Here is a 13474-nt window from a genome sequence, read left to right as displayed (position 1 = left end):
AAAGGCCAGAAATCGATCCAGTGAATCGATTTCAGCGAACGGAGGCCTGAGCGCGTCGTCGCGCGAAGGCAATCGAGGAATTAGCGCAGCTAAACCTCAGATTTTGTTGGTGAGGGGATACTTATATCACGCACAGCCCCACCTACTTCCCCGCCGCGCAATCCTGGCAGAACGGGGTGTGCGGCACGGCGGCCAGGCGTTCGGGGTTGATGGCAGTGCCGCATTTGGTGCAGGTGCCGAAGGTGCCCTTGGCGATGCGGGCCAGCGCGGCGTCGATAGCCTTGAGTTCGTTTTCGCCGGCCTCGCCCAGTTCTTCCAGCACTTCATCATTTTCCGCCTCCAGCGCCTGGTCGGCGCTATCGGGGTTTTTTTGGCGCCCGAGATCGTCATCGATGCGGTGCAGCCGGGCGTAGAGTTCGCGGCTGCGCGTGCGCAGGATGTCTTCGTATCTGGCCGTATCGATAGTCATGTCAGTCTCTCCCGCGGCAAGACGCAATGCCTTACCGATCCACCAGGACGGAGCATTTGGAATGGCGCACCACGCGGTCGGCGGTGGCGCCAATGAAGTAGTTGCCGATATCGGGCACATGCGAGGCTATGATGATAAGATCGGCGCCGTGCTCTCCGGCCGCCGCCAGGATTTCGCGCGCCGGGGCACCGGAGCGCAGTTCCACGCGGGCCTCGATGCCGGTCTTCTGCTTCAGCGATGCCAGCTTGCCCTTGCCGTCATTGACGGCATTTTCGATGATGTCGACCGGCAGGTCGATGGCGAGATAGCCCGGCATGTCCTCGATGACGGTGAGCAGAATGATCTCGCCCCCGGCATCCAGCAGGCTCGACGCCTTCTGCAAAATCTTCTCGCCCTTGTCGAGCGCGCCGCAATCGACGGGTACGATGATCTTCTTGTACATGATCTTCTCCTGGTTTGGGCGCGGCCATCCCTTTCCGCGCCTTTTCATGAGGTGATCTTCGGTCTGCAGAGATGTTACTGCATTGATCAGGATCAAGTTTTTGGCACTGAGCCCATCGTCAATGTTTGCTTGACGATAAATCAGCAAAACATGCGCTTTCGTGAACGATGGGTGAGCCTCATATTGGATGCACAAGACAAGGCCACGCGGCCTGCCAACCATCCGAGATTAACGCCCATGCGGCGGAAGAGAGATGCCATGACCCAAGCACAGACCAGTTTCGCCCTGACCCGGCCGATCCACGTGACCGGCGCGCATCTGGTGGTTTCGGATCTTGACCGGGTCACCCGCTTCTACCGGGAGATCATCGGCCTCACGACACTTGAAAGCCATGAAAGCGGCGCCGTGCTCGGCGTCGGTGAGACGCCGCTGCTGACGCTTTCCACGCGGGGCGATGCGCGACAGGCACCGCGCAATGCTGCGGGCCTGTTCCACAATGCCTTCCTGGTGCCGAGCCGGGCGGCGCTGGCCCATTGGCTCGCCAATATCGTGGAAAAGCAGGTGCCGCTGCAGGGCGCATCCGACCATCTGGTGAGCGAGGCGATCTACCTGGCCGATCCCGAGGGCAACGGCATCGAGGTCTATCGCGACCGGAACCCTGAGGAATGGAGCTTCCACGCGGATGGCACGGTGGAGATGGCGACCGAACGGCTTGACCTGCAGAAGCTCTATAACGAAGCGCCACAAACGGCCTGGCAGGGCATGGAGGACGGAACGGGCCTCGGCCATATCCATCTCCAGGTCGGCGCCATTCCGGCGGCCGACGCCTTCTATCGCGATGTGCTGGGGCTGAAGATCATGGCGCGCTATCCCGGTGCGAGCTTCTTCGGCGCGGGCACCTATCACCATCACGTCGCCGCCAATATTTGGAACAGTCGCGGTGCGCCGGTGCGCTCCGGCGACATGACCGGCCTTGCGGCATATACGCTCGGCTTCAACGACCCGGCAGCGCGCGATGCAGCCCTTGCGGCGATCGAGCGGCTGGAGATCCCGGTGACGCGCGATGCGGAAGGCTATGTGCTGCACGATCCCTCGGGCATCGGCCTCCGGCTCGCGGCTTAGAGCCTTTCAGGATTAACGTGACGTTCTCACCCCGCGACGGAACCGCCGCGGGGGGCTCCGCGTTTCAGGCCATCTATTGCCGCGCCCTGTGGTTGCTATCTCGCACACAGGCCGGCATATCGGGGGTTTGCAAACATGGAAAACCGGGTCGAAAGACTGCATCCGCAATATGCCATCCGGATGCAGGAGGGCGAGGGCGAGGAAGAAGAGCCGGTTCGCCCGGGGCTTCAGCGGGTATCGGTGCGCAAGAGCACGCTGGATCTTGCCCAGGCCTGGGCCGTGATCGGCATCTTCACCATTCTTGCCTTTGCGGCAATCGACCATGCCTCCACCGTCCTGATGCCGGTGACGCTTGCGGTGGTCGTCGGCCTGATCCTCGGGCTTGCCGCCGACCGGCTGCAGGAATTCGGCATTCCGCCGATGGCGACCGCACTCCTGCTATCCACCGTCTTCGTCGTCTTGTTGTTCCTTACCGCAAATGCGCTGTTCACACCGCTGACCGATCTCGCTGCCAATGCGCCTGCGATGCTGGAGCGGGCGGAGGCGCGAGTGCTGCCCTATCTGGAACAGCATAAGTGGCTGAAGCTTTCGCCAGCCGCCTTCAACAGCGGCCCGATGACCATGGATGCGCTGGCGGAAAATTCCGGCACGATCCTCTCGACGCTGGCCGCAAATGTGACCCCGGCCATTGTGCAGGGGCTGATCTTCTTTGCGGCGCTGATCATGTTTCTCGGCAGCCGCCATCATATCCGCCGGGCCCTGATAATCTCGTTTCGCGATCGCGCACGTCGGCTCTCGGCGATCCGCATCATCAATTCGATTGAGACCGCGCTCGGCTTTTATTTCGCCACGGCCGCCCTGCTCTACGCGGTGGCCGGCCTGATCATGACGGTGATCGCCTGGGCCGGCGGGCTTTCCTCGCCGATCGTCTGGGGCTTCTTCACTTTCCTGTCCAGCTTTATTCCCTTTCTCGGCGTCACCGGCATGACCCTGGCGCTAGCAATCGGCGGGCTTCTGACCCATGACAACATCCTGCTCGGCCTGGCGCCGGCCATGGGCTTCTTCGCCGTGCACGCGCTGATGGAAAACCTGGTGACGCCTGCCGTCATGGGGCGGCGGCTGGAGATCAATCCCTTCGTGGTGTTCGTCGCCATCATCTTCTGGACATGGCTATGGGGTGCCGTTGGCGCGATGCTGGCCCTGCCGCTGTCGCTGATCAGCATGGCGATCGCCCAGGAGCTGATGCCCAACCAGAAATTCAAGCCCCGCCTGCCCGGCTGACAACCGGACCTTGGTTCTGTCAGGAGGCGCGGCTGGCGGGTCGGGTCTCGCGCTCCAGAAATGACAGGGCGTCGGGGAGCGGTAGCGGACGGCTGAAGTAGTAGCCCTGGACATAGCGGGCGCCGGCCGTCTGGACGGCTGCGAACTGCTCGGGCGTTTCCACACCCTCCACCAGGCAATCGAGTTTCAGGTTGCGACAGAGATCGACGATCGCCCTGATGATATTGTGGCCGATATCGCCGCCATCGAGTTCGGTGACGAAGGACCGGTCGATTTTGATCTTGTTCAGCGGGAAGCGGTGGATATAGCCGAAGCTGGAATAGCCCGAGCCGAAATCATCCAGCGCGATGCGGCTGCCCATGGCCGACAGTTTCGACAAGGCGTCACGCGCGGCATCGAAATCCGTCATCATTGCCGTTTCGGTGATCTCGAATTCCAGCCGGCCGGGCTCGATGCCGCTGTCGCGCACCAACGTGCAGATGCGTTCGATGGTGCGTTCGGAGACGAGGTCGCGGGCCGAGAGGTTGATCGCCACGCGCATGGCCGGCGGCAGTTGCGCCATGGCGTCCAGCGTCTTGCGCATCAGGATCTCGGTCACGACGTCGATCATGCCGCAGCGTTCGGCCGCGGTGATGAAGACGCCGGGGGAGACCGGTCCCAGGCGGGCGCTGTTCCAGCGCGCCAGCGCCTCGAAACCGGCGGTCTGGCCGGTCACGGCATCGATCTGCGGCTGGAACACGATGAAGAGTTCCTTATTGAGATCGCTCAGCCGCAAGGTCTGCTCCACGCGCCCGGCATTGTCCAGCTCCGCCTCGTGGCGAGCACCGAAAATCACCACATCGCCGCGGCTGTGGCTCTTGGCGCTATAGAGCGCGTGATCGGCCCTTTCGTAGATTTCCGCGATGCTGCTGCCATTGTCGGGGAAGCGCGCAAAGCCGCCCGAGCCGGAAATGCTGATGTCGATGTCTCCGACCTTGAAGGGTCGGCGCAGGGCCTCGATCGCAGCCTGTCCCAGGGCATGGACATCATTGGCTTCGACCGGGCGCGTGACGATGACGGAAAATTCGTCACCGCCGAGCCGTGCCACCATGTGCTCCCGCGCCAGGACATGCCTGAGCCGATGCCCGACCTCGATCAGCAGCGCATCGCCAACGGCATGGCCATAGAGATCGTTGACGGGCTTGAAGCCGTCGAGATCGATGATGCCGACATGGAAGGGCGGCGCGGCGGTGGCGGGATCGATCAGCCGCTCCAGCTCGCCGAAGAAGCGGCGCCGGTTTGGCAGGCCGGTCAAGGCGTCCTTTTCGGCCTGCTCCTGCGCCTGGCCGCGCAGGTTCTCGGCGGCCATGCGCGCCTTCACCGCGCGCTCCACCGCCTCGCGCATCAACAACACCACGCCAAAGGCGACAAAGCTGCAGGCGACCGACAGCATGGCAAACTGGGCGAAGATGTCGGGCCCGTGGAAATAGGCCTTTACGAGCATGGAGGCGAGCGAAAGCACCGCGCCGCCGACCGCCATGCGGCGCGTGGGGCTGACGGTGACCACGCACATCATCAGCAGCAGGAAATAGGATAGCCGCGCCGGCTCCGGATGCACGTGCAGGAAAGCCAGGATATTGGCATAGATCAGCAGACCGACGCCAAGGCCCACGACCTCCAGCTGCCGGATGCTGCGATATTCGGCAAGCCAACGATGTTCCGCCAGCAACAACACGGCCGCCGTGAGGCCCGACAGCGGCGCCATGATAAGGAAGCCGGTGGTGGTCTCAATGAAGAAATAGACGATGATGATGCCGCCGAAATAGGTCGCAAGCGGGGTCAGCGCGCGCACCATGATGGGATGGACCGCCTTGGCCATCTCGATCTCAAGGCTCGCACGCTCAGAGGCAGCAGAGCCACTCGGCCCCTTTGCCGCATGACCAGCTTTTGCGGCAGTCATTGACCCATCCGTCACTCTCAAGCGCTCCATCTTCCGATCCGACGACGTCTACCATCGCAGGGACATCGTAGGACCTCATCTCTTCAATGCGTCATCATCCGGCCATCAAGAGGCGGCGGGATCGGCGGGCGGCGCATGCCCGAACGCTGAGGCAGAAAGCCGCTCGCGGCTCTCCTTCATGCCTCTACCGCAGACCAGATGCACAGGCTTTATTTGAGATTTCGTGAATGTAACTGCGAAATTACCCCGCAAAACCCCGGAGAATGCGGGATTTTCGGAGCGGGAATGGCGTAGGCCACAGGCCCTTCACACCCATACGTAGAGTAATGACTATTTTTACCGGTTGGATAAAAAACTTACGAACCCTTAACGGGTCATGGTCCTATTTGACGATAGGCAAAGTCACGTAAGCATTCGATTTCAGCACATGGTTCCGAGCCGTTTCGCTGGAAATTCATTTGATACGGACATGCATTTTTTGATCGTCTCTATTGTGGGTGCACTATGTCTTCCAGGTCGTTACGGCTCGCCGTTACAGTTCCCGCCGCCATCATCGGACTTATCCTTATTGGCTCCGCGGCGCTTGTTTTCTCAGCGCTGTTTGCCAACCAGCAGCTTAACTCGGCACTCGGCGTGCTGCAGGACTACAAGACGTCATCCGCCGCGGTGCGCGAGCTTGTGAGCCTACAAAAGGAGATCGAGCTTGAGGTAGTCAGCACGCAGGAATCCCTGACGGACATTTCCGCCACCCAGGGTCTCGATGGTCTGGACGACGGTTTCGCGCTGGCGGACGAGAGTGCCGCGGCGCTGAAGAAGAAGGTAGCGCGGGTGATGGAGCTCGCCAAGGAGCTCAAGGTGGATGGCCTCTCGGTGACCATGGGACAATTGCTGGCGCGGTTTGACGAGTTCCATGCCGGCGGCATCGAGATGGCAAATGCCTATATCGCCGGTGGACCGGCAGCCGGCAACAAGTTCATGGGCACGTTCGACGCCACCTCGGACAAGTTGCAGAAGGAGGTTGAGGCCAGCGGCAGCATCGTCGCCGGCATCGTTGCATCAGACGTAAAGGCGGCAGAGGCGCAATCCGCAGCCCTGGAGGCACGCGCATCGAGCTTCTTCAACACGATGGTGGCCCTGTGCATCGCGCTGCTGGCGATCGGCGCGGCCATTGCCATCTTCGTCTCCCGCAGGCTGGTGCGGCCGGTGACCACCATTACCAACTATATGAGCGGCCTTGCCAAAGGCGACCTCACCACCGACGTCCCCCATACGGGGCGGACCGACGAGATCGGCGACATGGCGAGTGCGATTGCGGTGTTCCGCGACAATATCCTGAACAAGGTGCGCATGGAGAAGGCCTTTGCCGACGAGCGCGCCACCGCCGAAAGCGAACGGGCCGAGCGCATCCGGCTGCGCGAAATCGATGCCGAACATGCCCGTGTGGCGGTGGATACGCTGGCCACGGCGCTGGACGGGCTGGCCCATGGAGACCTGACGCAGCGGATCGAGGGTCCCTTCATCGCCCATCTGGACAAGCTCCGGACCGACTTCAACGCGGCAATCGAACGGCTGAACGTCACGATCGAAAAGGTCAGCGTCAACGCCCAGGCGATCAATGCCGGTTCGCGCGAAATCCGGTCCTCGGCCGATGACCTGGCAAAGCGCACCGAACAGCAGGCGGCTTCCGTTGAACAGACGGCCGCTGCCCTGGAGCAGATCACCACCACGGTTGCCGATGCCAGCAAGCGCGCCGCCGAGGCCGGCAACCTGGCCAGCGCCACCCGCAGCAGCGCCGAAAAGTCCGGCCTGGTCGTCAAGGAAGCGATCGAGGCCATGAGCCAGATCGAGAAATCCTCGACGGAGATTTCGAACATCATCGGCGTGATCGATGAGATTGCCTTCCAGACCAACCTGCTGGCGCTGAATGCCGGCGTCGAAGCGGCCCGTGCCGGCGAAGCGGGCAAGGGCTTTGCCGTCGTTGCCCAGGAAGTACGCGAACTGGCCCAGCGCTCCGCCAAGGCGGCGAAGGAAATCAAGGCGCTGATCAACACCTCGTCGCAGCAGGTGCAGAGTGGTGTCGCCCTGGTCGACCAGACCGGCAAGGCTCTGACCGAGATCGTCGCCCAGGTGCAGCGCGTCAGTTCCAACATCGATGCCGTGGTGGAATCCTCGCGCGAACAGTCGATCGGGCTCAAGGAGATCAACACGGCGGTCAATACCCTGGACCAGGGCACGCAGCAGAATGCCGCCATGGTCGAGCAATCCACCGCCGCAAGCCACAGCCTGGCCCAGGAGGCCGAGGCGCTGATGGCGCTGGTAGCGCAGTTCAAGACGGCGGGCGGCGGGAGCCGTTCGGCAGAGTCCGGACCGCGGGCGGTGACCGCGGACCACCATGCCGCAGCCCCCTCCCCCGCACGCAAGCTCGCCGGCAAACTCGCCCGCGCCTTCGGCGGCGGCGGGCAGGCTGCCGCCGCGAAGAACTGGGACGAGTTCTAGGAAGCGAGCTGAAGGCACGCACGCCGGGCAATCATCAATGCATTGAAGTCATCAAAGGCGCCGGGACGGCAATCCCGGCGCCTTTGGCGTTCTGGCTGTCACGGTCACCGCCATGAGAAAAATCCGGAGGAATTGATAGATATCATTTTTATATACGTATCTTCGTATATATTGATAATTATATTTTTGAAACGGAGGAGGTTTCAGTGGCTGATGTCGTGGTGTTGGGTGCCGGTCTGGGAGGCACCATCATGGCCTATGAATTGCGGGATACGCTGTCGCGCAGTGACAAGGTGATCGTGGTCAACAAGGGCTCGACCTATTCCTTCGTACCGTCGAACCCCTGGGTCGCGGTGGGCTGGCGCGATCGCGAGAGCATCGAGGTCGATCTGGCGCCGGCCTGCAAGAAGCGCGACATCGATCTCTATCCGCAAGGCGCGAAGCGGCTGCATGCGGCCGAGAACCGGATCGAACTCATGGACGGCACCTTCCTGTCCTATGACTATCTGGTGATAGCGACCGGACCGGAACTGGCCTTTGACGAAATCCCCGGCTTCGGCCCTGCCGCCCATACCCATTCCGTCTGCCATATCGACCATGCGCTGGATGCCAAGGCTGCCTTCGACGCCCTGCTGGCCAAACCCGGTCCCGTGGTGATCGGCGCGGTGCAGGGCGCCTCCTGCTATGGCCCGGCCTATGAATTCGCCTTCATCCTGGAAAAGGCACTGCGCGACGCCAAGCTGCGCGACAAGGTGCCGATGACCTTCATCACCGCCGAGCCCTATATCGGTCATCTCGGGCTGGATGGGGTGGGCGACACCAAGGGCCTCTTGGAAAGCGCGCTGCGCTCCAAGCATATCAAGTGGATCACCAATGCCCGGATCCAGCGTTTCGAGGCGGACAAGGTGGTGGCCGAGGAGATCAATGACGATGGCAGCGTCAAGGCCGTGCATGAGGTCGCCTCGGACTACACGATGATGCTGCCGGCATTTCGCGGGGTCGAGGCTGTTCGCGGCATCGAGGGTCTGACCAATCCACGCGGCTTCATCCTGGTGGACAAGCACCAGCAGAACAAGGCCTTTCCGAACATCTTCTCGATCGGCGTCTGCGTGGCGATCGCGCCGACGGGCAAGACGCCCGTGCCGGTCGGCGTGCCAAAGACCGGCTTCATGATCGAAAGCATGGTGACGGCGACCGCCAAGAACATCGCGCGGCTGATCCGTGGCGACCGGCCCAATGCTGAGGGAAGCTGGAATGCCGTTTGCCTTGCCGATTTCGGCGATGGCGGCATCGCCTTCGTCGCCCAGCCGCAGATCCCGCCGCGCAATGTCAACTGGTCGTCCCAGGGCAAATGGGTGCATGCCGCCAAGATCGGCTTCGAGAAATACTTCCTGCACAAGATCCGGAGCGGCAAGGCCGAGCCGTTCTACGAAAAACTCGCCCTGCAGGTGCTCGGCATCGACAAGCTGAAAGCCGTGACCTTCGACGACGGCTGAGGCCAGCACGTGTTACACAGGCTCCATCGTCCCAAGATCGACGCATTCCACGGACCGCATCATCATGCCATCCTTAATGAGGATGGCACCGCCAACGCAGTGGGCGATGCCCGCTGCCACGACAATGCCGTCGCCATCTCTCACCGCCATGATGGGCCGCGGCGTGACGGTGCTATAGCTAAGAAGCTGTGTCAGATAGCTAGGCTTCGCATCGCAATGGGGGAAAAACTCAAAGGGGACAAGACCCAGCGCGTCCCCCTCCCTCACCTCTTCTGGCCTGCCGCCGGAAAACAGAGCATCAACGGCGATCGTAGGCGTCATCAGGATTGCGCCCGCGCTCGTACCGACAAGCAGGCCGCCTGAAGAGGCGTACTCCCGCAAAACGTCGATCATGCCGGCCCGCCGCAACCGGGTGAGGAAGCCCATTGTATGGCCTCCAGAAAGGTGGAGCGCATCACAGGATAGCAGAGATGCTAGGTCGTCAGGGGTTTGGGGCACATCGAGATCATAAACCACGGCGATTTCGAGCCCGTATTTTGCATAGTAGCGGCGGCGGTCGGCGACGAAGCGCCGGTCCGGATCGGGTCCCGAAGGGATATAACCGATCCTCCGCCCAGATCCGCGATTGATGAGTTGCAGCAACTGGTTATCAATGCGAGCATTCTGCGCTATCACCTGATCGCTATACAGGAAAAGCCTCAAACTGTCGTACATCGCTGCAATCCGCCAACCAATTGTCCTTACTGCCTTCCGCTGCGACATGTTCGCAGGTCGTTCTGGCCAGACAAGGGCGGCCACGCGGCGCTAGCTTACATGGTCGATGGTCACGCCGTCTTCTGCAAGGCGTCTGGTGCCTGATCTGCCGCGAGGTAATCCAGCACGGCAAGCGCTGGCAGCGGCTTGCTGAAAAGATAGCCCTGGACACAGGAAGCGCCGGCGGCGACGACGGCGTCGAGTTCCTCTTGCGTCTCCACCCCTTCCACCAGGCATTCCAGGCCGAGATTGTTGCAGAGCTCGACGATCGCGACGATGATCTTCTGGGCGACCGCTCCCTCTTTCAGGCGCGTGACGAAGCTGCGGTCGACCTTGACCTGATGCAGCGGAAAGCGGTGAATATTGCCGAAATTGGAGTAGCCCGCGCCGAAATCATCAAGCGCGATGCGGCAGCCCATGCCGGCCAGCTCATGCAGCGCGCCCAGCGCCCGCTCGAAATCAGTGACAACGGATGTCTCCGTGATCTCGAAGATCATCCGTTCCGGCGCGATGCCGCTGTCGCGGACGATCTTGGCAATATTGCTCATCGACTTGGGTGATACCAGATCGCGGGCGGAGAGATTGAAGGACAGCCCGATGTCATCAGGCCAGGTGGCCGCCGCCGCAAGCGCCTTGCGCAGCAGGATCCCGGTCATGCGGCCGATCAGGCCCGAGCGTTCGGCCGCCGCGATAAAATCGCAGGGCGGCACCATGCCAAGGGTCGGGCTGTGCCAGCGGGCAAGGGCCTCGAAGCTCACGGCGCGCCTGGTGCTGACATTCACCTGCGGCTGGAAGACGACGAACAGCTCCTTTTCCAGGTCGGAATTGCGCAGCGCCTGATCCACCCGGCTGATATTGCTGAGCTCTGCCTCGTGGCTGTCGTTGAACACCACCACCTCGCCGCCATGGCCGCGCTTGGCGCAGTACAGCGCGTGATCGGCGCGTTCGTACAGCTGCTCGATGCTGCTGCAGCCCTCGGACAGGCTGACAAAGCCGACCGAGCCGGTGACATTGATGGCAATGCCGCCCACGACATAGGGTTTTGATAGCACTTCGCAGATCGCATGGCCGCATTCCAGAAGGTCGGCCTCGCTCATCGGCCGGCGAATGAGCACGGCGAATTCATCTCCGCCCAGGCGGGCAGTGAGATAGCTGGAGGGGCAGGTTCTGAGCAGCCGGAGGGCCACTTCCATCAGCAGGCCATCGCCCACGGCATGGCCATAGAGGTCGTTGACGGGCTTGAAGCCGTCGAGATCGATGATCCCCAGATGCACCGGGCCGGTCTCCGCGCCGCGCTTGCCCAGCAGGGTGGAGAGTTCGGCAAAGAAGCGACGGCGATTGGGCATGCCGGTCAGCGCATCGTAATCCGCCTGGATCTGCGCCTTGTGCCGCAGGTCTTCCGCCACCAGCCGCGCGCGCACTGCCCTGAGGATGGCGCCGCGCATGAGCCAGGCCATGCCGAAGGCCGCAAAGGCGCCGGCAAGGCCGATGAAGGCGAATTGGACGAAGACCTCATGGCCCGCATCCCAGGCGAACCACAGCATGGTGGCGAGCGACACGACGGAACCGACGACGATGACCCGCGCGCTGACGCTGGAGGCCGCGATGACTAGGATCAGCAAGACGAAATAGACGAGTTTCGGCGCTTCGAAATGAATGCTGAGATAGGTGGCGATATTGACGTAGATCAGCGCGCTCATGACCGCATTGACGAGCTCAAGATGGCCGAAACCATCGTTTTCCTTGAGCCAGACGCGGTTGAAGAACAGGCCGACCAGGGCTGTAAGCAGGGAAAGCAATCCGAGAATATGCGCAAACGCACCTTCCTCGATGCTGTAATGGGCAATGGTGATCAGGCCGTAATAGGCGATCGCCGGCACGAGAAAACCCTGGACGATCGGCTTGTAGGCGCGCGCCATATCCTGCCGCAGCGAAGGTGCGGGCATCGACAGCTCTCTATAAAGCGGCGCGGTGGGCAGGGAATGTGCCCCGGCATCTTCATCCAGGGCAGTATCCAGATGCCGGCTTTGGGCTCCTGAAATTTTCATCTGAATCAATCCGCAAAACGCAATACCAACAAAATGACATTGCCTCATGTATCGGCGTCATGCCGACCGGAGATGGATTGACATCGCAAGGCCCGACCCTTGTAACAGCCTTGAATTGACAATTGTTGAATCGATTGCCGGCTGTACAACTTGTTTTTATCTTACCGACATCCGATGTTTTTGCTCCGATATGGCCGGTATTGCTGGAATGCACGGCAAAAGCCACCGGGTTCACTGTCATATCATACCGGCAACCGGGGATTGGAACCCGTTGTAGCAAAGGCTGGCTGTCTGGCAGCTCTCACGCCGCTTTTCGTCATCGCTCGAGATGCGGTGATTGGAGGCAGCGCCGTCTCATGATAGGCAAGGGATACGGCTGGAAGCGGCCGGCAGCCCGCGCCGACAAGGCATGGCGAACGCTTCCGAGATCGCGCTTTTGAACCCGTTTCACCCGGGGGCGAGACCGTTGGCAATGCGGGCACTGACGAGCACAACGCCCCAGCACGGGAGAGACCGGCATGCGCGATTTTCGCGACGCAAAAGCCATGGCTAAGGCGCTGAAGGCGGCACTGGCCACGGAAAACATCAGCATCAACCACGCCCTGGCGCTGGAACTGGTAGCCCGCCAATTCGGGCTGGCCAGTTGGAACATCCTGTCGGACCAGATCGAAGCGACAGGCAGTAAAGACCCGATCACCTTCGAGCAGGCGGTGCCGATGATCAGGATCTTCGACGTGGCGAAGGCGCACGAGTTCTATCTCGGCTTCCTCGGCTTCACGGTCGATTGGGAGCACCGTTTCGGGGAGAATTTCCCGCTCTACACGCAGGTCTCGCGTGGGGGCCTGCGGCTTCATCTCACCGAACACGCCGGCGACGCCACACCGGGCGGCAATATGGTGGTCTACAAGAAGGGCATCCGGGCGTTCCAGAAGCAACTTATCGACAAGAACTACCGCTACATGAAACCCGGTCTCGAAGAGGTGGACGGCCGGCTTGAAGTGACAGTGACCGACCCATTCAACAACCGCATAAGGTTCATGGAGGTGAGGCGGAGTGATGGGGGCTTGGTCGCTGGGGCGCAGAGTGAATTGGGCTCCCGAATACCGGTCGCCGCGCCGGATCAAACACGCTCAAGTCCCTGATCGCAAAAGGCTCTTCTCACGGCGCAGACGCGCCGTGGCTAGATTCCGGCTCAAGGCCGGAATGACGGGGTTGTGAGGCGACCGGAGTACGTAGGACAGCTTCGTGCTGACATAGGCGGTGTGGACACCCTTGGGAGGTCATTTGGGGCGACCTCGCAAACCTCGCGCCTCCGTCATCCTCGGGCTTGACCCACTGCTGTCCGGTTTAAATTTGGTGGACATGGCGCACGGTGTTGATTCTACTTGTGTTCGAGCGTTTGGCGACGATCTCGGACACGAAAGGGGA

At 61.6% G+C, this 13474-nt stretch carries 9 protein-coding genes and 1 pseudogene; 5 read left to right on the top strand and 5 right to left on the bottom strand.

Going from position 1 to position 13474, the window contains the following annotated elements; genetic code table 11:
• Positions 1 to 142: 142 nt before the first annotated feature.
• Together B9A97_RS27435 and B9A97_RS27430 are read right to left on the bottom strand one after the other, a co-directional pair.
• Positions 143 to 469, bottom strand: a complete 327-nt coding sequence (locus B9A97_RS27435) for a TraR/DksA family transcriptional regulator (protein WP_084369020.1) — start codon at positions 467 to 469, stop codon at positions 143 to 145.
• A gap of 31 nt (positions 470 to 500) precedes the next feature.
• Positions 501 to 911 carry a universal stress protein gene (locus tag B9A97_RS27430; protein ID WP_084369034.1) on the bottom strand — a complete coding sequence of 137 codons (411 nt, stop codon included), beginning with the start codon at positions 909 to 911 and terminating at the stop codon, positions 501 to 503.
• A 258-nt stretch (positions 912 to 1169) separates the two neighbouring features.
• Here B9A97_RS27430 and B9A97_RS27425 point away from each other — a divergent pair, with 258 nt between their 5' ends.
• Together B9A97_RS27425 and B9A97_RS27420 are read left to right on the top strand one after the other, a co-directional pair.
• Positions 1170 to 2033 carry a VOC family protein gene (locus B9A97_RS27425; protein ID WP_084369019.1) on the top strand — a complete coding sequence of 288 codons (864 nt, stop codon included), beginning with the start codon at positions 1170 to 1172 and terminating at the stop codon, positions 2031 to 2033.
• A gap of 135 nt (positions 2034 to 2168) precedes the next feature.
• A complete protein-coding gene (locus B9A97_RS27420) occupies positions 2169 to 3314 on the top strand; it encodes an AI-2E family transporter (protein WP_084369018.1) in 1146 nt (381 codons plus the stop codon).
• A gap of 19 nt (positions 3315 to 3333) precedes the next feature.
• Here B9A97_RS27420 and B9A97_RS27415 read toward each other — a convergent pair whose 3' ends face one another.
• Entirely contained in the window at positions 3334 to 5253 is a 1920-nt protein-coding gene (locus tag B9A97_RS27415; RefSeq protein WP_179145418.1) for a putative bifunctional diguanylate cyclase/phosphodiesterase, read from the bottom strand.
• A gap of 504 nt (positions 5254 to 5757) precedes the next feature.
• On the opposite strand from B9A97_RS27415, the gene B9A97_RS27410 reads away from it, so the two are divergent.
• Positions 5758 to 7749, top strand: a complete 1992-nt coding sequence (locus B9A97_RS27410; protein WP_280164103.1) for a methyl-accepting chemotaxis protein — start codon at positions 5758 to 5760, stop codon at positions 7747 to 7749.
• 206 nt (positions 7750 to 7955) lie between these two features.
• Complete coding sequence (locus B9A97_RS27405; protein WP_084369016.1) at positions 7956 to 9245, top strand: NAD(P)/FAD-dependent oxidoreductase; 1290 nt, start codon at positions 7956 to 7958, stop codon at positions 9243 to 9245.
• A gap of 12 nt (positions 9246 to 9257) precedes the next feature.
• Here the strand turns inward: B9A97_RS27405 and B9A97_RS27400 are convergent, their stop codons facing one another.
• Together B9A97_RS27400 and B9A97_RS27395 are read right to left on the bottom strand one after the other, a co-directional pair.
• Complete coding sequence (locus B9A97_RS27400) at positions 9258 to 9959, bottom strand: Type 1 glutamine amidotransferase-like domain-containing protein (protein ID WP_084369015.1); 702 nt, start codon at positions 9957 to 9959, stop codon at positions 9258 to 9260.
• Between the two features lie 110 nt (positions 9960 to 10069).
• The gene (locus B9A97_RS27395; RefSeq protein WP_179145417.1) at positions 10070 to 12046 is read right to left on the bottom strand and encodes a putative bifunctional diguanylate cyclase/phosphodiesterase; all 1977 of its coding nucleotides are present in this window, start codon (positions 12044 to 12046) and stop codon (positions 10070 to 10072) included.
• Positions 12047 to 12564: 518 nt separating this feature from the next.
• Between B9A97_RS27395 and B9A97_RS27390 the strand changes: the two are divergent.
• Positions 12565 to 13095, top strand: a pseudogene (locus B9A97_RS27390) (glyoxalase superfamily protein); the annotation flags it as partial.
• Between the last annotated feature and the right edge of the window lie 379 nt (positions 13096 to 13474).

It is taken from the genome of Rhizobium sp. RU36D (assembly GCF_900176345.1).
Taxonomy (GTDB): Bacteria; Pseudomonadota; Alphaproteobacteria; order Rhizobiales; family Rhizobiaceae; genus Allorhizobium.
This window is presented reverse-complemented; position numbering and strand designations above follow the sequence as displayed.